Source organism: Brucella sp. (assembly GCF_032066345.1).
Taxonomy (GTDB): domain Bacteria; phylum Pseudomonadota; class Alphaproteobacteria; order Rhizobiales; family Rhizobiaceae; genus Brucella; species Brucella pseudogrignonensis.
This window is the reverse complement of record NZ_DAMBKZ010000013.1, coordinates 15,497-36,187: the sequence shown is the minus strand read 5'-3', so window position 1 is coordinate 36,187 and position 20,691 is coordinate 15,497. Positions and strand designations below refer to the sequence as shown.

Sequence of the window (20,691 nt, the reverse complement as noted above, 5' to 3'; positions counted from 1 at the left end):
TGCAGAAGGGAAACACAGAATGCTGCGATTTCCATTCACTCTGGGACGAGGAATGCGCGCCAAGATTACAGCAACCGTTGCGGTGGCAATGCTTGCATCTGGGCTGACGACTGGCAGCGCTTTCGCTGATGCCAATTTCCGAAAATGGGTTTCCAGTTTCCGCACCACGGCTGTTCAGAATGGCGTATCGCCATCGACATTCGACCGTGCGTTTCGAGGCGTCGATTCGCCCGATCCGGAAGTACTGCGCAAAGCGCGCTTTCAGCCGGAGTTCAACGAGCCTGTCTGGAACTATATCGACAACCGCGTGAATGAGCATTCCGTGGCTGTGGGCCAGAGCATGGCGAAAAAATGGGGCCCATGGCTCCAGCGCATCGAACAGCGCTTCTCGGTTGATCGCAATATCCTGCTGGCCATCTGGTCGATGGAAAGCAATTACGGCGAAATCCTCAAGCGCGACGACGTTATGATGGACACGATCCGCTCGCTGGCGACGCTCGCCTATGCCGATCAGCGCCGCGCCAAGTTTGGCCGCACGCAGTTGATCGCCGCCATGAAAATTCTCCAGACCGGCGACATCGACCGCGGACATCTGACCGGCTCTTGGGCAGGCGCGATGGGTCATACCCAGTTCATCCCGACAAGCTATCAGGCCTATGCAGTCGACATGGATGGCAATGGCAAGCGCGATATCTGGAATTCGGTTCCCGATGCTCTTGGTACCGCCGCAAACCTTCTGCACCGCAATGGCTGGCAGCCGGGCCGCACATGGGGTTATGAAGTTCAGCTTCCAGCTGGACGCAAGTTCCCATCCGGTTCACTTTCGGCTGCTGAATGGCAGAAGCTCGGTGTCGTCCGCGCCAATGGCCGTCCATTCCCGGACGCCAATGAGAAGGTTACTCTGAAAGTTCTCGACGGCCGTCAGGGTCCAGCCTTCCTGATGGGCAAGAACTTCTTCGTCATCAAGCGCTATAACAACGCCGATAAATATGCACTCGCCGTCGGCCTGCTTGCAGATCGCATTGGTGGTTATCAGGGCCTGCGTCAGGACTGGAACCGTCCTTTCACGCCAATCACCATGAATGAGCGTGAAGAATTGCAGACGCATCTCAAGGCGCTCGGTTACTACGACGGCAAGATCGACGGCAAGATCGGCTCAACTTCGCGCAAGGCAATTGAAGCGTTCCAGCAGCGCAATGGCTTGCAGCCAGACGGCCATCCAAGCGCGGAAGTGCTTTCGGTTCTCCGCCGCCGTTAAAAGCCGCTTTAAAGCGATGGAGCGTACATTTGATGTACGCTCCTTTTTCTTTTTGGCGATGGGCGCTACAATTCTGGAAGCAGGAAGGTAAGAACAATGCACGCAAAGCAGTTCAAAAACACGGCTTTCAGCGTTTTAGCAACGATGCTCGTTGCCTTCGCCATTGTTCTCACTGCCTTGTCATCAGCATCGGCACAGGAACGCCCACGCACAATTTTCGACCTGCTGTTCGGCCCCAAGAAGGCACAGCCACAGCAGCAATATGAGCAGCCAAAACCACAACGTGTGCGCCCGGCCAAACCCAAGCGCGCCCCAAAAGCAACGCCCGCAGCCCGCTCAGCCCCCGCGCCTGCCCCGCAGCCCGAAGTCAATTTCGTTGAAAAGAAGCCGGATGCCAAAAAGGTTCTCGTGGTAGGTGACTTCATCGGCAATGGTCTTGCGGAAGGGCTCGACGTTGCCTTTGCAGCCAATCCGGATTTGCGGATCGTCAGCCGTATCAACGGCTCATCAGGCTTTGTCCGCGACGACCATTTTGATTGGCCTGCCAGCATCGGCAAGATACTCGAAGAAGAAAAGCCCGCCGCTGTCGTCGTGATGATCGGTTCAAACGACCGACAGGCGATCACCGCCAAAGGGCAAAGTCTTGCGGCCCGCTCGCCCGAATGGACTGCGGAATATCAAAGCCGCGTTTCCAAGTTCATGAAGGAAATCACGGATAAGAAATATCCACTGATATGGGTTGGCCAGCCACCGTTCCGGCCACGCGGCATGTCGCAGGATATGCTTGCGCTCAATGAAATCTATCGCACCACATCCGAAAAGGCAGGCGCGAAGTTTGTCGATGTTTGGGACGGTTTTGTCGATGAAGAAGGCAATTTCAGCCAGACCGGCTTCGACATCAACGGTCAGACAGCGCGTCTGCGTGGTAATGATGGGATCAACACCACCACTGCCGGCAAACGAAAACTCGCTTTCTATGCAGAGAAGCCTCTAAAGGCGCTTTTCGGCGACATTCGCGACAATGAGCAATTGCTGCCCACCGCCGGAAAACAGGACCCTTCCAAGCCGGTTGATCGCATTGCGCCGGTGAGTCTGCGTGACATTGACCGCGACAATAGCGGGGTTTTGCTGGGCGGAACGCTGGCATCGCGCAAAAAGGATGAGAAAAAGCCGTCAGCAGAGCGAAAAACTGCTCCCGGCAGGGCAGATGACTTCAGCTGGCCGCAAAAAAGCGTAAATCCCTGATACTTAATCAGAATAATGGCCTAGCAGACCATATTTTACTGAAAATGCGGTGAAATGTGCGGCATTTCTTCGCCTAATTGCTATATTTCTCTTAGTTCACATTACAGATTTCCTCGTCTATCAGAAGCCTGTTGTCCGTTCCGGGCATGATTTTGAGGGTGCGTCCCCGACGCGACCGCAATGCATAAGAGGCATCTGAATGAATATTGCATCGAAGCCTCCCGTTGAGAACAACCGGGAGGAGGAACCCCATCTTGCACGCAATCTCACCAATCGACATCTCCAGCTGATTGCCATTGGTGGCGCAATCGGCACGGGCCTTTTCATGGGTTCGGGCAAGACTATCTCGCTCGCGGGACCATCCATTCTGCTGGTCTATGCGATCATCGGCTTCATGCTGTTCTTCGTGATGCGTGCGCTGGGTGAAATCCTGCTGTCCAATCTCGAATATCGCTCATTCGCTGATTTCGCAGGCGACTATCTCGGCCCATGGGCACAGTTCTTCACTGGCTGGACCTACTGGCTTTGCTGGATTGTAACCGGCATTGCCGATGTGGTGGCTGTTTCGGGCTATGTATCGTTCTGGTATCCGGAACTGGCTCTGTGGATTCCGGCGCTTGGCCTGATCGGCGTGTTGCTGCTGCTGAACTTGCCAAACGTGCGCAACTTCGGTGAAATCGAATTCTGGTTTGCGCTGATCAAGATCGTTGCAATCGTCGCGCTTATTCTGGCTGGCGCCTATATGCTGATCACGAATTTCACGCTGCCAAATGGTACGCAGGCTTCGGTCACGCATCTGTGGGCGAATGGCGGGTTCTTCCCGAACGGCTTCTTCGGCTTCGTGGCAGGCTTCCAGATCGCGGTTTTCGCTTTCGTGGGTATCGAGCTGGTTGGTACGGCTGCGGCTGAAACTGAAAACCCGACGCGCAATCTGCCAAAGGCAATCAATTCGATCCCGATCCGTGTCGTGCTGTTCTATGTGGGTGCCCTGTTCGTGATCATCACGGTCATTCCGTGGGATCAGGTCGATCCAAACTCCAGCCCGTTCGTGGCCATGTTCTCGCTGGCAGGACTTGGCATTGCCGCCCATGTCGTCAACTTCGTGGTGCTGACTTCGGCAACGTCGAGCGCCAATTCCGGCATCTACTCGACCTCGCGTATGATCTATGGTCTGGCAACATCACGCCTCGCACCGCAGACACTCGGCAAGCTTAACAGCCGCAAGGTGCCGGTGAATGCGCTGTTCTTCTCATGCATCTTCCTGCTTGCAGGCGTTGTGCTGCTTTATGCAGGCCAGAGCATCATTGAAGCCTTTACCATCGTCACGACGATTTCAGCGCTTCTCTTCATCTTCATCTGGTCGATCATTCTTGCGTCTTATCTTCAGTATCGCCGCAAGCGTCCTGATCTGCATGAAAAGTCGACCTTCAAGCTGCCGGGTGGACGCGCTTCCGTCGTCATGGTCTTTGCCTTCTTTGCCTTCATTCTCTGGGCGCTGGCACAGGAACAGGACACGGCAGCGGCACTCAAAGTAACACCGATCTGGTTTGTGTTCTTAGGCATTGTCTATCTGGCAATTCGCAAGAAGCGCCAGCAAAGCTAACATAAAAAGCAAAAAAAGCCCGGCTTAAAGCCGGGCTTTTTATTGAGACGACGTTTTAATTACCGAGGCAATACGGACGATCCCATCAGATCTGCGTCGATAGCATGAGCTGCTTGACGGCCTTCACGAATTGCCCAGACAACAAGCGACTGACCACGGCGCACATCGCCTGCTGCATAGAGCTTGTCGACATTGGTGCGATAGTCTTGCTCATTGGCCTTCACGGAAGTCCCACCGCGACGATCCGTTGCGATTTCGAGCTTATCGCCAAGTTCCTTCACCACGCTGTCTTCGCCCGGACCGAAGAAGCCGATGGCGATGAAAGCAAGATCAGCCTTGATGAAGAACTCAGAGCCAGCAATCGGCTTGCGCTTTTCATCAACCTGGCAGCACTTCACGTGAGTGAGTTTGCCGTCTTCGCCGATGAATTCAAGCGTTGCCACCTGAAACTCGCGATTAGCACCTTCAGCCTGACTGGAAGACGTACGCATCTTGGTTGCCCAATAAGGCCAGACGCTCAGCTTGTCTTCTCTTTCAGGCGGCTGCGGGCGAATATCGAGCTGCGTGACATTGACCGCGCCCTGACGGAAAGCCGTGCCTACACAGTCAGAAGCCGTATCACCACCGCCGACAACGACGATATGCTTGCCACCGGCAAGGATTGGCGCTTCGTGCCATGCGACCGATTCAATGTTTTCGCGGCCAACACGACGGTTCTGCTGAACGAGGTAAGGCATGGCATCATGCACGCCTTCAAGGTCTGCACCCGGAATACCGGCTGGACGCGGCTTTTCAGAACCGCCCGAATATAGCACGGCATCATAGGTATCAAGCAGACCGCGCAGCGGCTTGTCGACGCCGATATTTACGCCGCAAAGGAAGCGGACGCCCTCACCTTCCATCTGCGTGACGCGACGGTCGATCAGGTGCTTTTCCATCTTGAAGTCAGGAATACCATAACGCAGCAGACCACCCGGACGGCTTTCGCGTTCATAGACATCGACCATGTGACCAGCGCGTGCCAGCTGCTGTGCGGCAGCAAGACCTGCCGGGCCAGAACCGATGATCGCGACCGACTTGCCGGTCTTCTGCGCTGCTGGCTGCGGAACGATATAGCCAAGCTCATAGGCCTTATCGCCCAGTGCCTGTTCAACGGTCTTGATCGCAACTGGCGCATCTTCAAGGTTCAGCGTGCAGGCTTCTTCACAAGGCGCCGGACAAACACGACCCGTGAATTCCGGGAAGTTGTTAGTCAGATGCAGGTTGCGGATCGCCTGATCCCAGTTGTTGTTATAGACGAGATCGTTCCAGTCCGGGATCTGATTGTGCACAGGGCAGCCCGTTGGACCGTGGCAGAACGGGATGCCGCAATCCATGCAGCGTGCCGCCTGCTTCTGCACTTCACCATCCGTCATGGGAAGCGTGAATTCGCGGAAGTGACGAATGCGATCCGATGCTGGCTGGTACTTTGCTACCTGCCGATCAACCTCAAGAAAACCAGTAACCTTACCCATTATTCCATGCTCCTATCGCGGTACTATTCGCCATTTCAGGCGCACAAGCACCGCGTCTTGATTATGAGTTTTATTCCGCTGCAACGCCGATCTGCATGCGCTCCATCTCTTCGAGAGCGCGACGATATTCGACCGGCATGACCTTCACGAATTTCGGGCGATAGCTCTCCCAATTATCGAGAATGTCTTTGGCACGCGTAGAGCCGGTGTAATGCAGATGGTTGGCAATCAGCTGCACCAGACGTTCTTCGTCGTGGCGCGTCATGTTTGCCGATACATCCACACGGCCCTTGTGCATCAGGTCGCCGCCGTGATGGTGCAGCTTTTCGAGGATGTCATCCTCTTCCGGCACCGGTTCCAGCTCGACCATCGCCATATTGCAGCGCTGTGCGAAGTCACCTTCTTCATCCAGCACATAGGCAACACCACCCGACATGCCGGCTGCAAAGTTACGGCCAGTCTGACCGATAACGACAACCACACCGCCCGTCATATATTCGCAGCCGTGATCACCCACGCCTTCGACAACCGTGACCGCACCGGAGTTACGCACTGCGAAACGCTCGCCTGCCACACCGCGGAAATAGCACTCGCCTTCAAGCGCACCGTAAAGCACGGTATTGCCTGCGATAATCGAGTTTTCAGCCACAATACGCGTGTCTTCTGGCGGGCGTATGACAATGCGACCGCCAGAAAGACCCTTGCCGATATAGTCGTTGCCATCGCCAATCAGTTCAAACGAGACACCGCGTGCAAGGAAGGCACCAAAGGACTGGCCAGCCGTACCGCGCAGGGTAACGGCAATGGTGTCATCCGGCAGACCCTTGTGGCGGAAACGCTTGGCCACTTCACCCGAAAGCATCGCACCTGCCGAACGGTCGACGTTCTTGATGTCGACATCGATCTTGACCGGCGTCTTGTTTTCAAGCGCAGGCATGGCCTGAGCAATCAGCGTCCGATCCAGAACATCTTCAATCGGATGATGCTGACGTTCGGTCCAGAAGATTTCGTGCTTCTCGGCTTCCGGCTTGTAGAAGATACGGCTGAAGTCGAGACCCTTGGCCTTCCAATGATCGATCATGGTCTGCTTTTCGAGCAGTTCCGTTTCGCCGATAATCTGCTCAAGCTTGGTGAAGCCCATGGCTGCCAGCAATGCGCGAACTTCTTCTGCCAGATAGAAGAAGAAGTTGATGACATGCTCAGGCGTGCCCTTGAAGCGCTTGCGCAGAACAGGGTCCTGCGTGGCAACGCCCACAGGGCAGGTGTTGAGATGGCACTTGCGCATCATGATGCAGCCAGCGGCAATCAGCGGAGCGGTCGAGAAACCGAACTCGTCGGCACCGAGCAGCGCACCGATCACCACGTCGCGACCGGTCCGAAGACCGCCATCGACCTGCAGCGCAATGCGTGAACGAAGACCGTTCAACACCAGCGTCTGATGGGTTTCGGCAAGGCCGATTTCCCATGGCGAACCAGCGTGCTTCAATGAGGTGAGCGGAGACGCACCCGTTCCGCCATCATAGCCGGACACTGTGATGTGGTCAGCGCGTGCCTTGGCAACACCGGCCGCAACCGTACCAACACCCACTTCCGAAACCAGCTTAACGGAAATATCAGCTGCCGGATTGACGTTCTTCAGATCATAGATCAGCTGTGCCAGATCTTCGATCGAGTAGATGTCATGGTGTGGTGGAGGTGAAATGAGGCCAACGCCCGGCGTCGAGTGACGTGTCTTGGCGATGGTCGCATCGACCTTATGGCCCGGCAGCTGACCGCCTTCACCCGGCTTTGCACCCTGCGCAACCTTGATCTGGATGAGATCGGAGTTGACCAGATATTCCGTCGTCACACCGAAGCGGCCCGATGCCACCTGCTTGATCGCAGAGCGTTCTGGGTTTGGCGTACCATCCGGCAGCGGATAGAAACGATCCGGCTCTTCACCGCCCTCACCCGTGTTTGACTTGCCGCCAATGGCGTTCATCGCACGCGCAAGCGTGGTGTGAGCTTCACGCGAGATCGAGCCGAACGACATCGCGCCCGTCGAGAAGCGCTTGACGATATCGACCGCCGATTCAACCTCTTCAATGGCAACCGGCTTGCGCCCGCTTGCTTCCGCAAAGCGAATATCAAACAAGCCACGAATGGTCTTTGCCTGCGCCGCCTTGGAGTCGAGCATGGACGTATATTCGGTGAATGTGTCGGGGTTCGAAGTACGAACGGCGTGCTGCAGTTTCGCTACCGCATCCGGCGACCAGAGGTGTGCTTCGCCACGCATACGGTAGGCATATTCGCCACCAACTTCGAGCGCTGTCAGCAGAACCGGGTCGTTGCCGAACGCATCGGTGTGGCGACGCACGGTTTCTTCCGCAATTTCGTCAAGACCAACGCCTTCGATGCTCGTTGCCGTGCCGAAGAAGAACTGATCGACAAAGCTCGTCTGCAGGCCGACCGCATCAAAAATCTGCGCGCCACAATAGGACTGGTAGGTCGAGATGCCCATCTTGGACATGACCTTGAGAATGCCCTTGCCGATCGACTTGATGTAGCGCTTGACCACTTCATATTCATCGACTTCCGGCGGAAATTCGCGACGGCGATGCATATCGAGCAGCGTGTCGAATGCGAGATACGGGTTGATAGCTTCGGCACCATAGCCTGCGAGGCAGGCGAAATGATGCACTTCGCGCGGTTCACCCGATTCAACGACAAGACCGACCGATGTACGAAGACCCTTGCGGATCAGGTGATGGTGAACAGCAGCCGTTGCCAGCAGAGCCGGGATTGGAATGCGATCCGGACCAACCTGACGATCCGACAGGATGACGATGTTATAACCGCCATGAACCGCTGCTTCCGCACGGTCGCACAGGCGTTCAATCGCGCCCTGCATACCGTTAGCGCCTTCGCCGACATTATAGGTGATGTCGAGCGTCTTGGTATCGAAGCGATCTTCCGTGTGACCGATGGAGCGGATCTTTTCGAGATCGCCATTGGTCAGGATCGGCTGACGCACTTCCAGACGCTTGCGGCGCGATGTGCCAACAAGATCGAAAATATTTGGGCGCGGTCCGATGAAGGAGACAAGGCTCATCACCAGCTCTTCACGGATCGGATCAATCGGCGGGTTCGTGACCTGCGCGAAGTTCTGCTTGAAATAGGTGTAGAGCAGCTTCGACTTGTCGGACATGGCCGAAATCGGCGTATCCGTACCCATCGAACCGATGGCTTCCTGACCAGTTGTGGCCATTGGTGACATCAGAAGCTTGGTGTCTTCCTGGCTGTAACCGAATGACTGCTGACGGTCGAGGAGGCTTACATCCTTGCGCAGCGCGCGAGGCTCAACCGGGTTCAGGTCTTCCAGAATAAGCTGCGTGTTGGAAAGCCACTGCTTGTAAGGATGCTTCTGTGCGATCTGTGACTTGATTTCCTCATCCGAAACGATGCGGCCTTCTTCCATATCGATCAGCAGCATACGGCCTGGCTGAAGACGCCACTTCTTGACGACCTTCTTCTCTTCGACAGGCAGAACTCCTGCTTCCGAAGCCAGAATGACGAAATCATCGTCAGTCACAATATAACGGGCCGGACGCAGACCGTTACGGTCCAGCGTCGCACCAATCTGGCGACCATCGGTAAAGGCTACGGCAGCAGGACCATCCCATGGCTCCATGAGGGCCGCATGATATTCGTAGAACGCGCGGCGTTCGTCCGACATCAGCTTGTTGCCCGACCATGCTTCCGGGATCAGCATCATCATCGCATGTGCGAGGCTGTAGCCACCCTGATGCAGGAATTCGAGCGCGTTATCGAAGCAGGCGGTGTCTGACTGGCCTTCGTAGGAAATCGGCCAAAGCTTGGAAATATCGTTGCCGAACAGCTCCGAATCCACCGATGCCTGGCGGGCAGCCATCCAGTTGACGTTGCCGCGCAGCGTGTTGATTTCGCCGTTATGCGCAACCATGCGATATGGATGCGCCAGACGCCATGACGGGAAAGTGTTGGTCGAAAAGCGCTGGTGAACGAGCGCCACAGCACTTTCAAAGCGCGGATCTTTCAGGTCGTTGTAGTAGGCACCAACCTGATAGGCCAGGAACATGCCCTTATATACAACGGTGCGCGCCGACATGGAGACGATATAGAAGCCCTTATCGTCGCCCTCATTTTCCTGATAAATGCGGTTGGAAATGACCTTGCGCAGCACGAACAGGCGACGTTCAAAATCATCGTCGGTTTCAATAGTCGCGCTACGGCCGATGAAAACCTGAACATGGAAAGGTTCGGTCGCGGCAATTTCAGGAGCCTTCGACAAAGACTCATTATCAACCGGAACCTGACGGAAGCCGATGAAGGTCTGGCCTTCAGCAGCGATGACTTCCTTGATGATCTCTTCGATATGCGCGCGCAATTCCGCATCGCGTGGCATGAAGAGATAGCCTACGGCATAATGGCCCGGTTGCGGCAGGTCGATGCCCTGACGCGCCATTTCTTCGCGGAAAAAGCGATCTGGAATCTGCACCAGAATGCCCGCACCGTCGCCCATCAGAGGGTCGGCGCCAACCGCACCACGATGGGTGAGATTTTCAAGCATCTTGAGGCCGTTTTCGACAACTTGATGCGACTTCTGACCCTTCATATGCGCAATGAAGCCAACGCCGCAGGCGTCGCGTTCGTTGCGTGGATCATAGAGACCTTGGGCGGGGGGAGTACCCGCCGAAGTTCGCGTTTTTCGGGTTGCGTTGGTGGAATTGGTCGCAGCTTTGACCGTTCCGTTCTGACCGTTGTGTAAATCCACATGCGATACAGATGGCGTCAAATGCGGCATCGTCATTCCCTCCAGTGAGCGCGCAACCCTGCGCGATACGATAATGAACCGGAACGGCTATTCGTTCCGAACTGTTTTAGTCGCGCATCTCATCCGAAAACCGCTTCGCACTTTTCGGGATGCGCTGTGTCTCGCCGTGCGTCTGATCCAAAAACCGCTTCGCACTTTTTGGGACGCACTTTAGTCTGTGTATGGAAAGCCTTATCGAAAAGGCGTTGGACGACGTTCCGGGGCCGATGGCACAGCCATCGAAAGGAATATTGTTTTGGCGCCTTAGTCTTTCAGGCTCGACAAGCGACCTCGGCCCGCATTGCGGCGCACCAAACTCCCCTGTCTCATTAAGCATCGCATTCTGCCGGGTTATCCCGATCCGCGCGGCACTTTCTTTCTGCAACTGACGGATGCTTTGACAAGAAACCTGACGATCACAGTGATGAATTGGACAGCAAGGGTGAATTAGTCAGCATTGCTGTCCTAATCACGTATGACAGAATTCAAATTAGCTCACAAGATGGAAACATGATTTTTTCGAGCCAATTGCGAAACAAAGTGTCGCAGATATTCACTATTGCATCATTTAATTACGTTTGATGCTAGTTGCGTCAGTTTGGCGCGCCTGGCGCTCCTCACGGGAAGCTCTAAAAAGTGACAGATGCTGCTCGCTTTTTAGCGTCAACAGGCCTTACGCCTGTTACCGAGTCCGGTTATAGACCTTTGCTATAAGGTCCTACCGCCAGCGGAGAACATCGTGCATTTTGCTTCAGACAATTGGGCAGGCGCCCACCCGAAAATCGCTGAGAGTCTTTCCCTTCATGCAAACGGATTTGCTGCAGCCTATGGCGCCAGCGAAATCGACAAACGCGTTGAACAGCGTTTCAACGAATTGTTCGAGCGTGAAGTCGCGGTCTTCTTTGTCGGCACAGGCACGGCGGCCAACTCCTTGGCGCTCGCCAGCGTCAACCGTCCGGGCGGCGTTTCACTCGTCCATCGCGAAGCGCATGTGATCGAAGATGAATGCGGTGCGCCTGAATATTTCACCGGCGGCGCGCGTCTGCATCCGATTGATGGCGCAATGGGACGTATCGATCCTGAATTACTCAAGCGCGAACTCAAGCGGTTCAATCCGGCTTTCGTTCATGCCGGTCAGCCGATGGCGGTCAGCATCACGCAGGCCACAGAAGTCGGCACACTGTATCAGCCTGAACATATCGCGACGATCTCGCAGATTTGCCGCGATGCGGGCCTGCCTCTGCATATGGACGGCGCACGTTTTGCAAACGCGCTTGTATCCCTTGATATGACGCCAGCCGAAATGACATGGAAACAGGGCGTCGATATTGTTTCCTTTGGCGGCACCAAGAATGGTTGCTGGTGCGCAGAAGCGCTGGTCTTTATGGACCCTGCCCGCGCACGCGACCTGCCTTTCATCCGTAAACGTGCAGCACAGCTTTTCTCAAAGACGCGCTTTATTGCAGCACAGTTTGATGCCTATCTTGCAGACGATCTCTGGATTGACCTTGCAAAGCATTCCAATGCGCTCTCCGCGCGTCTCGCCCGTCACATCGATGCATCCAGCCAGATGCGGCTCGCGTGGAAACCGGAAGCCAACGAGGTTTTCGCGATCATGAAACAGTCAGTCTATGACCGCCTGCGCAGTGCGGGTGCGATCTTCTATGACTGGAACCCGCCGCATTCGGAAGTCAACCGTATCAGCGAGGGCGAAATCTTCGCGCGCTTCGTCACGAGCTTTGCCAATACCGAAGAAGAAGTCGATCAGTTCGGCAAGCTTATCGCTTAGAGCGCGTATCCCAAAAGCAAAAAAGCGGCGCTTAATGCGCCGCTTTCTTTATATATAGTCTTCAGCAGAGATTAGTGGGCAGTTTTCGTTTCGATCTGCTGGGCTTCACCAACCGATGCTTTGCTGACTTCAATCTTGCGCGGCTTCATCTGTTCAGGGATTTCGCGCTTGAGATCGATATGGAGCAAGCCATTCTTGAGGCTGGCGCCAGCGACTTCAACAAAGTCTGCAAGCTGGAAGCGGCGCTCGAAAGCACGCGAAGCAATGCCGCGATAAAGCACTTCACCGGTTTCAGAAGCATCGTTCTCGGCCTTCTGGCCCTTCACGGTCAACTGATTGCGATGGGCTTCGATTTCGAGTTCGCTTTCCGAAAAGCCTGCAACGGCCATGGTGATGCGATAGGTGTTCTCACCGGTCCGCTCAATGTTATATGGCGGATACGACTGCGAACCTTCTGGCGATGCGAGCGTGTCGAGCATCGAGGAGAAAAGACGGTCGAAACCAACGGTGGAACGATAGAGCGGGGAAAAATCAACGTGACGCATGTGTAAGCCCTCCTTAAGAGCGACATAATGCATTGGTTTGGCGGCAGAACTCCCATTCTGGCGAATTCTTCGTGCCGGCGGTCCCGTTATCGGCGACCGCAAAACTTAATTGGGAATGCCCCTTTTTCATTTCAAGGCTGATTTTATTGTGTCTTGCATAAAACGCTGTCGGGGCCGCGCGTGAAAGTCGAGAATATAGTTACACGGCTTATCACTTAGCGTAACAACTCCTGATCGCTTGGACCCCGGAAATTGGGGGTTACGCCATCCAATGAACCCAAAATGAACATCATCTTCGGCGAGCGTTCAGATGCTTGGGGCTATTGTCCCACTATGCCTGCTGAGAGGCGGGTTCATCAAAGGATTACGGTTATGAAAAAAGCTTTTCTTGCTTTTGCCGCACTTGCCACCGTCGCGACCGGAATTGCGACTACGTCCCATGCAGCTGATAACGGCCTGCGTGTTCAGGTTCAGTATTACGACGATGATGGTTATCGTCCACCAATGCCGCCACGCGGCGGACCACGTCCAGGTTGGGACGGTCCAGATCGCGGATATGATAGAGGCCCGGGTCGCGGACCCGGCTGGGGTGACGGCTATGGACGCCCCGAAACACTCGGCCCACGCCAGATTTCGCGCTCACTACAGCGCCGCGGCTACGATGTCGGCGATATGCGCCGTGAACGCGGAGCTTATCTCGTCAAGGCAACCCGCCCGAATGGCCGCCGCGTAATCGTTGTGGTCGATGCTTTCAGTGGTCGCATCATCGATGAACGCCGCGTTGGTCGCGGCTGGTAATATTCTCTGATTTGGAAAGATCAGCCAGTGTAACGTCCCTTGCACTGGTTGTTTCCTGAACCGGAAGTTTGCTTGCAAACTTCCGGTTACTTTTTATCATTCTTTATCCGACTATACTGGTGTGTGAATTTACAGCGGTTCCAGTTAGAAATGAATCGTTGGAACCACTGTAACTATTTGTTTTTACGCATTATCCGACGCAAAACCGCTTCGCACTTTTGCTGGAAATGCTATAATTGGGGCCGCAGCTTGAATGCCTGAACTTCTTTTTGAAACCGACGCGAACCCCATTCCCGCAGGGACAAAATCAGGACAGTTCAAGTCGAAAGATGGCCTGGATCTGCGCTACGCCATTATGAGGCCCGAAACAAAACCGTCGCGCGGAACCATTATTCTGCTGCAGGGCCGCAACGAGTTTATCGAAAAATACTTTGAAACCATCTCGGATCTGGCCAGACGCAGGTTCACGGTCGCAACGCTCGACTGGCGGGGCCAGGGTGGTTCGCAGCGGCTGCTCAAAGACCGGCTGCGCGGCTATGTTCGGAGTTTCAGCGACTATACTGACGATCTCGATCAGTTTCTGACAGAGATCGTGCTGCCTGATTGTCCACCACCCTTCTATGTGCTGGCGCATTCGGCAGGCGCACTGATTACCTATTCATCGATTCACAAACTGGCATCGCGCGTGACCCGTATCGTGCTGTGCGCGCCATTAATGGGTTTGCGTCCATCACAATCCGGCGACACCAAAATGCGCTTCATGGCAACGACCTTGCGCTGGCTGGGAATGGGCCGGAATTATGCCGCCGGTGGGCGCTTGCGCGGTGAAAGGCCCTTTGAAAACAACCCACTGACCAATGATCCTGAACGCTTTGAACGCAATATGGCTGTGGTGCGAAAACATCCAGAGCTGGCGCTTGGCGGACCGACGATCAACTGGATCGGCAATGCGCTTGCAGCCGCAGCCCGTATTCATCAGCCCGGTTTCTATGACGGGCCGACAGTGCCTGTGCTGGTTATTGCTGCAGGTGCTGACAAGGTCGTCTCGACCACAGCTATTGAGCGCTTTGCTGCGCGCACACGCAACGTCTCGCTCGTCGTCATCGACGGCGCTCGCCATGAATTGCTTCAGGAAGCCGATTTCTATCGAGAGCAGGCTCTTGCCGCTTTCGACGCTTTCATTCCCGGCTCATCGGAAATTGAAGCGCTTCCAGAGAGCATAGAGCCTGCAAATCCAGACAAGGCCTGACGATCAGCTGTTCAGCAAATCAAGAGCGGCCTTGTGCAGTGCTGGTGAAGCTGCGGCAACAACATCACCGCCCTTTTCTGCCGGGCCGCCGTCACGCTGCGTGACAACGCCACCCGCCTGCTCGATGATTGGAATGAGCGCCACGATATCATAAGGCTGAAGGCCCGCTTCCACGACGATATCGGCAAAGCCACTTGCCAGCATCGCAAAGGCATAGCAATCAACGCCGTAACGCGACAGACGCACCGCATTTTCCAGTCGGTCAAAGCCCTTACGCAGATCGCCCTTGAAAAGGGCTGGCGTGGTGGTGAACATCGTCGCATCTTCAAGCTTTGCCTGAGCGCGCACAGAAAGCCGACGTGGTTCTGCACCTTCGCGGAGCAGATAAGAACCATTGGCATCGCCGTAAAACAGCTCACCCGTGAAAGGCTGGGACATCATGCCAGCCTTTGCGTCACCATCGACCGTCAGGCCGACCAGCGTTCCCCAGACAGGCAGACCAGAGATGAACGCGCGGGTGCCATCAACCGGGTCGATCACCCAGACATGACTGCGATCGATATTTTCAGGGCCATATTCTTCGCCAAGAATGCCGTGATCTGGAAACTCGCGCCCGATGACTGCACGAATCGCGCGTTCTGCAGCACGGTCGGCTTCCGTGACCGGATCAAATCCCGAAGTGTATTTGTTGTCGATCTCGTTGAACTGGCGAAACCGTGGCAAGGTTTCAGCAGCTGCGACCGAAGCGACTTCGGAAAAAAATGCCTTATCAATCAGCAATCCCAATCTCCCGTTTCCATAAGATGATGCATTGATGTGCATCTCGTCCTAATATTGCTCACAATTTGAGCTGTCCATTTTTTAGCACAAAAAATATGCGTAAATCCTTGACGCATAAGGCTTTGCCGCGTAGCTTAAAGGTCAGACAGGCTGTCCTGTCGGTGCCTTTCGGGGCATTTCCTCCCTAGTCTTTGGCCGCGCTTTCTTCTTGGAGCGCGGCTCTTTTTATATGCATTTGATGATAGATTTTCTTTGCTACAGCATAATTCCTTAAATCTGAACCAATTTAAGGTGAAATTATGCTGTAAATATAAAGCGTTAGAGCAACCGACAGCTATTCAGCTGCAAGCGGTGGCACGACCAGAAGTTCATCCGGCAAGGATGTGAGATCGCTCAGGAACTGATAGAGATCGGCGCATAGCGCATCGAAGCCGACAAGCTTCTGCAAGGTCTGCTCATTCATATAGAGACTGCGATTGATCTCGATCTGCAACGCGTAACAGGCTGCAGCAGGTCTGCCATAATGCTCGGTGATAAACCCACCCGCATAAGGCTTGTTGTGTGCAACAGTGTAACCAAGGCCGCGCAGCAACTCGATTGCCGCCTGCGTCAGCTGCTCGCTGCAGGATCGACCGAAACGATCACCTATGATGAAATCAGGCCGCCCGCCAACATCGCCAGAACGCGTGCCGCCCGGCATTGAGTGGCAATCGATCAGAACCGAATAGCCAAAGCGCTCATGGGTCGACTGAAGCAGACCATCCAGCGCACGGTGATAGGGCTTATAAAGCTCCTCGATACGATAATAGGCCTCTTCAAGCGATATGCGGCCAGGATAAATAAGCTGCCCCTCGCCGACCAGACGCGGCACAGTGCCCAGACCACCCGCCACACGCGCCGACTGGCTGTTCACATAAGGCGGCAGAGGCTCCGCAAACATTCGCGGATCAAGCTCGTATGGCTCACGATTCACGTCGAGAAAGGCGCGCGGGAAATGCGCCTTGAGCAAAGGCGCGCCAAGGCGCGGCACGGCTGCAAAAAGCTCATCGACGTAGCAATCTTCGGAATAACGAATGGCAAGCGAATCCAGTCGCGATTCTTCAAGAAATGACTTGGGATAGGCTCGACCGCTATGGGGAGAATTGAAAACGAAAGGAATGCGCTGCTGCGCTGGTGCACAGACCTCGAAAGGGGGCATCAGATGAAAATCACGTTCCAGACTCATACTTCAACCCGTCTCGACTGCCTTTGGACGACCGGTCATAAGATAATTACACTGTTAAAGCAGTATCTTATAATAGTCCGGCGTGATGCAATATCCAATGTTTGAGAGCAAGCCCTTCCTCCTCTTGGCAGGCCGTTCAAACGATGCAAAGCTGTAACACATAACAGCTTGTTGCCAAACACTGGCCATAACAATTAACATTTGCGAGAGCATTCATTTCATATTTACCAAAAAAGCGTTTTCTAGTGTGAAAACTGAGTCGTCAAATGTGTCCAGAAGACACGAACCGGCGGCGAGAAATTCGGACGGACCCATGAAAAGAATTCTGCTAGCTGAAGACGACAACGATATGCGTCGTTTCCTTGTGAAGGCGCTGGAAAAGGCGGGCTATCACGTTACTCATTTCGATAACGGTGCCAGCGCCTATGAAAGACTGCGCGAGGAGCCATTCTCGCTGCTGTTGACCGATATCGTCATGCCAGAAATGGATGGCATCGAGCTTGCGCGCCGCGCAACTGAAATAGATCCTGATCTGAAGATCATGTTCATTACGGGCTTTGCCGCAGTGGCCCTCAATCCCGATTCGGACGCCCCGCGCGATGCGAAAGTGCTTTCCAAGCCTTTCCACCTCCGCGATCTCGTGAACGAAATTGAAAAAATGCTGATCGCCGCCTAAGGCGACCAGCGGCTTTCCCGGCCTTTGATAAGGTATTCAACAAAAAGAATAAAAAACTTCAAAAAAGGGCATTGACGGGCGCAACGCTATATGGTGTATGCGCCACATCGAATGGGCGTATAGCTCAGCGGGAGAGCACTACATTGACATTGTAGGGGTCACAGGTTCAATCCCTGTTACGCCCACCATTCGAACTCCAAGCCTTAAATTTAGTATTACCTTCAAGCGCTTAGACGCTTTTCGGCTTTTGGCTTCTTCTCAGGCACATCATCCGGTTCAAGCTTTTCCTGGCTTGCGCAACATCTATTTATTTGCGGACACCACCCAAATATTTCGGAACAAAATTGCATCTGCTGCGTTAAAGCGCCCGGAGACGTGCGTCTGAATTTTTAGCTTTCGTACACTCCAGATTTAGGCGGAGTGAATTTCTTTAATGTTCCATAAAGTGACGTCGGGGCGGTATTGGCGATTAAAATCAGCCACCGATCCTCATCATAATCGAGTCGATGCTCTGTGCAGCGATCTGTCCATGTTTGGTTCAGAAGCTTCCTACAGAAATTATTTGCAGGCCACGCTTGCAAGCCGCCTTTTGCTGGAATCCATGCTTGAAACAAGCCACATCCAAGCTCTTCTGCCGCAATGGAACGAACGCAGGATCGAGCCTGATCTGACCAATGATATTAATGACTTTCCCGATTGCCTGCCACCTGAGACATTGAAGTTCAAGCGGGCGACCGAGCCGGTCGATCTGCCAACCATTATCGGGACACTCTATGTGCTGGAGGCATCCGCCATCCGGGTTCAGGATCGCGCAGAACAAGTTGCCAAGCTCGGCTTCACGAAAGAGTTCGGTGCCCGGCATCTCGACCGACAGATGACAAATTTGCGTTCATGGCAGCAAACACTTAATTTGATCGATATAACGCCCTTTGATGACGATGATGAAGAGCGCTGCAAATTTGCAGCCATCGCAGCATTCGGTGCCTTTGAGTATAATTATCAAAAGGTCTTCAACCATGTCGCCAGACAGCCCGCTTGATCAGACTGCCTGCGACCGCGAACCAATTCATATACCCGGATCTATTCAACCCCATGGAATGCTGCTCATAGCAGAGTTGCAGAGCGGTCTCATCGTCGGTGGCGCCGGGCAATTGGAAGCCTATTTTGGCGAGGTATGGCACGGCCAGAACCTCGATGATTTATTGCAATTCGATGCATTGGCGCTCGCCGCAAAAGCGCCGCGAGCCGATGAAATCATTCTGGGTAAGCTCATCATTGGCGAGGAAACCTTTGATCTTCTCGGTCATATCCTCAACGAATATCTGCTGGTCGAAATAGAACCCGCTCTGCATTCATTTGTTACGCCTGAACAGTCCCTGTCTGGTCTTGAGGCGGTGGCTTATCAGTTTGAAGCGGCACCCGACATCAGGACGCTTTTTCAAAAAGCTGTCGTAGCATTCCGCAAACTGACCGGTTTTGACCGCGTAATGATCTATCAGTTTCTCGAAGATGCGTCCGGCGTTGTGGTAGCTGAAGATGGCAACGACAATTACCCTTCTTTTCTCAACCATCACTTTCCTGCCAGCGACATCCCCAAACAGGCGAGGGCTCTTTATCTCCGCAATCGCGTGCGCGTCATTCCAGACTCGTCCTATGTTCCGGCTCCCCTGAGATGGTACGGGGAAGAACCTCAGCAGCCGCTGGATTTGAGCGATGTAGCCCTGCGTAGCGTGTCCCCCATTCACCTGCAATATCTGCAGAATATGGGCGTTGGCGCGAGCGCATCAGTCTCCATCATCAAGGATGGCGTACTCTGGGGCCTCATTGCCTGCCACAATGTTGCGCCGCTTTCTATGCCATTCGCAACGCGTGCATCAGCCCGTGCGCTGGCCGCCAGCCTCGCCCGACAGATGAAATCGAAGGATGAAGCAGAAAATGCCCGCGAGCGGTTGCGGCTGCGTTCCCATGAAGACCGACTGGTCGAAGCACTCCTGATTAACGCACCACTCGAAGAGCGCCTTGCCGAAACCGCGGATAATCTGCGGCAGATGATGATTGCGGATGGCTTTGCCGTCGTTTCCAATGGAAAGCTTGCGGCGCGGTCCGGTGCATCGCCCGATATTTCCGATCTGCGCATCATCCTTGATCTGGTCCACAACAGGTTCAAGGACGGGCTGTTTCATTCACATGAAATGGGTCGTCATAAAGATCTGCCGCAACATATCATTCCGATTGCCAGCGGCATTGCCGTGTTGAAACTGCATTTGGATGAAGATGTATTTCTGATCTGGTCGCGCGCCGAAAAAGTGCAGATCGTCGAATGGGCCGGCAATCCTCATAAGGATACGTCCGGTTCTGCCTCAACACCTCTCACGCCACGGGCCTCGTTTGAAGCCTGGTCGGAAGAAGTGCATGGTCGCTCACGCTATTGGAATTTTAATAAGATCGATGCGATGCATCGCATTAGCCGCGTCATTCATGAGGCCTATCAGCGCCGTCGGATCGACAAGCTGAACCGCGAATTGCAGCGTACTCTGGAACAGCAGGATAAGCTTCTGGAACAAAAAGATTTTCTGATGAAGGAAATCAATCACCGCGTCCAGAACAGTCTTCAGCTCGTTTCGACCTTCCTTGGTATGCAAATGCGGGAAACCGACGATCCGTTGATTACGCAATATTTGACGGATGCCCGCAGCCGTATTGCCGCGGTGGCACTCGTCCACCGCCGTCTTTATTCCGACAGCTATGTCGGCTCAGTTGATCTAGCCCGCTATCTCGACGAACTGTCGAACGAACTGTTTCAATCGATGGGCGAGGAATGGCGCAGCCGCCATACAAGCAGGCTCTCGCATGTGCTGATCAATGCCGACCGTGCAATCAATATCGGTCTGGTCTATTCCGAGCTTGTGACCAACGCGAATAAATATGCCTATGATGGTGCGCCGGGACCAACTTGGGTTACGCTTGATCAGCATTTCAATCAGGCGCGTCTGATCGTGGCTGATAATGGAACGGGCAAGACACGAAGCCGTGTCGGCTTTGGCAGCAAAATGCTCAATGCCATTGTGTTGGGACTTGGTGGCGAGATGGAAGAACTCAACAACGATCCGGGTCTGAAAGTCGTGGTCACAGTCCCTATCGAGCTCTAAGTTCAGACGGCTGACATTACGCCAGCCAT

General features: G+C 54.3%; 14 protein-coding genes and 1 tRNA gene. 10 read left to right on the top strand and 5 right to left on the bottom strand.

The genetic code is table 11. The features are described 5' to 3' along the window. The first annotated feature begins 19 nt into the window (after positions 1-19). The 3 genes from RT142_RS16140 to RT142_RS16130 all read left to right on the top strand — a co-directional run bounded on the left by RT142_RS16140 (position 20) and on the right by RT142_RS16130 (position 4,106). The gene (locus tag RT142_RS16140; RefSeq protein WP_007877180.1) at positions 20-1,258 is read left to right on the top strand and encodes a lytic murein transglycosylase; all 1,239 of its coding nucleotides are present in this window, start codon (positions 20-22) and stop codon (positions 1,256-1,258) included. Positions 1,259-1,354: 96 nt separating this feature from the next. Then, the gene (locus RT142_RS16135) at positions 1,355-2,503 is read left to right on the top strand and encodes a DUF459 domain-containing protein (RefSeq protein WP_313029935.1); all 1,149 of its coding nucleotides are present in this window, start codon (positions 1,355-1,357) and stop codon (positions 2,501-2,503) included. A gap of 199 nt (positions 2,504-2,702) precedes the next feature. Beyond that, entirely contained in the window at positions 2,703-4,106 is a 1,404-nt protein-coding gene (locus tag RT142_RS16130) for an amino acid permease (protein WP_064321384.1), read from the top strand. Between the two features lie 59 nt (positions 4,107-4,165). On the opposite strand, the gene RT142_RS16125 is transcribed toward RT142_RS16130, so the two are convergent. Further along, complete coding sequence (locus RT142_RS16125; protein ID WP_007877187.1) at positions 4,166-5,620, bottom strand: glutamate synthase subunit beta; 1,455 nt, start codon at positions 5,618-5,620, stop codon at positions 4,166-4,168. 70 nt (positions 5,621-5,690) lie between these two features. Continuing rightward, positions 5,691-10,442 (bottom strand): glutamate synthase large subunit, encoded by a 4,752-nt coding sequence (gene gltB, locus RT142_RS16120; RefSeq protein ID WP_007877189.1) that lies wholly within the window; start codon positions 10,440-10,442, stop codon positions 5,691-5,693. A gap of 748 nt (positions 10,443-11,190) precedes the next feature. Here gltB and RT142_RS16115 point away from each other — a divergent pair. Next, positions 11,191-12,240, top strand: a complete 1,050-nt coding sequence (locus RT142_RS16115) for a threonine aldolase family protein (protein WP_007877192.1) — start codon at positions 11,191-11,193, stop codon at positions 12,238-12,240. A 71-nt stretch (positions 12,241-12,311) separates the two neighbouring features. On the opposite strand, the gene RT142_RS16110 is transcribed toward RT142_RS16115, so the two are convergent. Beyond that, entirely contained in the window at positions 12,312-12,785 is a 474-nt protein-coding gene (locus RT142_RS16110) for an Hsp20 family protein (protein WP_007877193.1), read from the bottom strand. Positions 12,786-13,157: 372 nt separating this feature from the next. Between RT142_RS16110 and RT142_RS16105 the strand changes: the two genes are divergently transcribed. Both RT142_RS16105 and RT142_RS16100 read left to right on the top strand, forming a co-directional pair. Beyond that, on the top strand, positions 13,158-13,583 hold the full coding sequence (locus RT142_RS16105; RefSeq protein WP_007877195.1) for a PepSY domain-containing protein: 426 nt from the start codon (positions 13,158-13,160) through the stop codon (positions 13,581-13,583). A gap of 253 nt (positions 13,584-13,836) precedes the next feature. After that, entirely contained in the window at positions 13,837-14,832 is a 996-nt protein-coding gene (locus RT142_RS16100; protein WP_313029927.1) for an alpha/beta hydrolase, read from the top strand. 3 nt (positions 14,833-14,835) lie between these two features. On the opposite strand, the gene hisN is transcribed toward RT142_RS16100, so the two are convergent. Continuing rightward, the gene (gene hisN, locus RT142_RS16095) at positions 14,836-15,612 is read right to left on the bottom strand and encodes a histidinol-phosphatase (protein ID WP_094543641.1); all 777 of its coding nucleotides are present in this window, start codon (positions 15,610-15,612) and stop codon (positions 14,836-14,838) included. Between the two features lie 334 nt (positions 15,613-15,946). After that, positions 15,947-16,837 (bottom strand): N-formylglutamate amidohydrolase, encoded by an 891-nt coding sequence (locus tag RT142_RS16090; protein WP_094543642.1) that lies wholly within the window; start codon positions 16,835-16,837, stop codon positions 15,947-15,949. 313 nt (positions 16,838-17,150) lie between these two features. On the opposite strand from RT142_RS16090, the gene cpdR reads away from it, so the two are divergent. The 4 genes from cpdR (at position 17,151) to RT142_RS16070 (ending at position 20,662) form a co-directional block, all read left to right on the top strand. Then, the gene (gene cpdR, locus RT142_RS16085; protein WP_007877205.1) at positions 17,151-17,513 is read left to right on the top strand and encodes a cell cycle two-component system response regulator CpdR; all 363 of its coding nucleotides are present in this window, start codon (positions 17,151-17,153) and stop codon (positions 17,511-17,513) included. Positions 17,514-17,626: 113 nt separating this feature from the next. Continuing rightward, a tRNA-Val gene (locus RT142_RS16080) sits at positions 17,627-17,701 on the top strand. A 341-nt stretch (positions 17,702-18,042) separates the two neighbouring features. Then, positions 18,043-18,552 (top strand): hypothetical protein, encoded by a 510-nt coding sequence (locus RT142_RS16075; protein WP_313029921.1) that lies wholly within the window; start codon positions 18,043-18,045, stop codon positions 18,550-18,552. Continuing rightward, positions 18,530-20,662: a histidine kinase dimerization/phosphoacceptor domain -containing protein gene (locus tag RT142_RS16070; protein WP_313029919.1), complete on the top strand. Its 2,133-nt coding sequence runs from the start codon at positions 18,530-18,532 to the stop codon at positions 20,660-20,662. The genes RT142_RS16075 and RT142_RS16070 overlap by 23 nt, the downstream gene beginning before the upstream one ends. Positions 20,663-20,691 lie beyond the last annotated feature (29 nt).

What these genes read in the sequence shown, in the direction of transcription:
- RT142_RS16075 (WP_313029921.1), top strand. Translation starts at nt 18,043, where the DNA reads ATGTTTGGTTCAGAAGCTTCCTACAGAAATTATTTGCAGGCCACGCTT.
- RT142_RS16140 (WP_007877180.1), top strand. Translation starts at nt 20, where the DNA reads ATGCTGCGATTTCCATTCACTCTGGGACGAGGAATGCGCGCCAAGATT.
- RT142_RS16105 (WP_007877195.1), top strand. Translation starts at nt 13,158, where the DNA reads ATGAAAAAAGCTTTTCTTGCTTTTGCCGCACTTGCCACCGTCGCGACC.
- RT142_RS16135 (WP_313029935.1), top strand. Translation starts at nt 1,355, where the DNA reads ATGCACGCAAAGCAGTTCAAAAACACGGCTTTCAGCGTTTTAGCAACG.
- RT142_RS16070 (WP_313029919.1), top strand. Translation starts at nt 18,530, where the DNA reads ATGTCGCCAGACAGCCCGCTTGATCAGACTGCCTGCGACCGCGAACCA.
- RT142_RS16100 (WP_313029927.1), top strand. Translation starts at nt 13,837, where the DNA reads ATGCCTGAACTTCTTTTTGAAACCGACGCGAACCCCATTCCCGCAGGG.
- RT142_RS16110 (WP_007877193.1), bottom strand. Translation starts at nt 12,785, where the DNA reads ATGCGTCACGTTGATTTTTCCCCGCTCTATCGTTCCACCGTTGGTTTC.
- gltB (WP_007877189.1), bottom strand. Translation starts at nt 10,442, where the DNA reads ATGCCGCATTTGACGCCATCTGTATCGCATGTGGATTTACACAACGGT.
- RT142_RS16090 (WP_094543642.1), bottom strand. Translation starts at nt 16,837, where the DNA reads ATGAGTCTGGAACGTGATTTTCATCTGATGCCCCCTTTCGAGGTCTGT.
- cpdR (WP_007877205.1), top strand. Translation starts at nt 17,151, where the DNA reads ATGAAAAGAATTCTGCTAGCTGAAGACGACAACGATATGCGTCGTTTC.
- RT142_RS16130 (WP_064321384.1), top strand. Translation starts at nt 2,703, where the DNA reads ATGAATATTGCATCGAAGCCTCCCGTTGAGAACAACCGGGAGGAGGAA.
- RT142_RS16125 (WP_007877187.1), bottom strand. Translation starts at nt 5,620, where the DNA reads ATGGGTAAGGTTACTGGTTTTCTTGAGGTTGATCGGCAGGTAGCAAAG.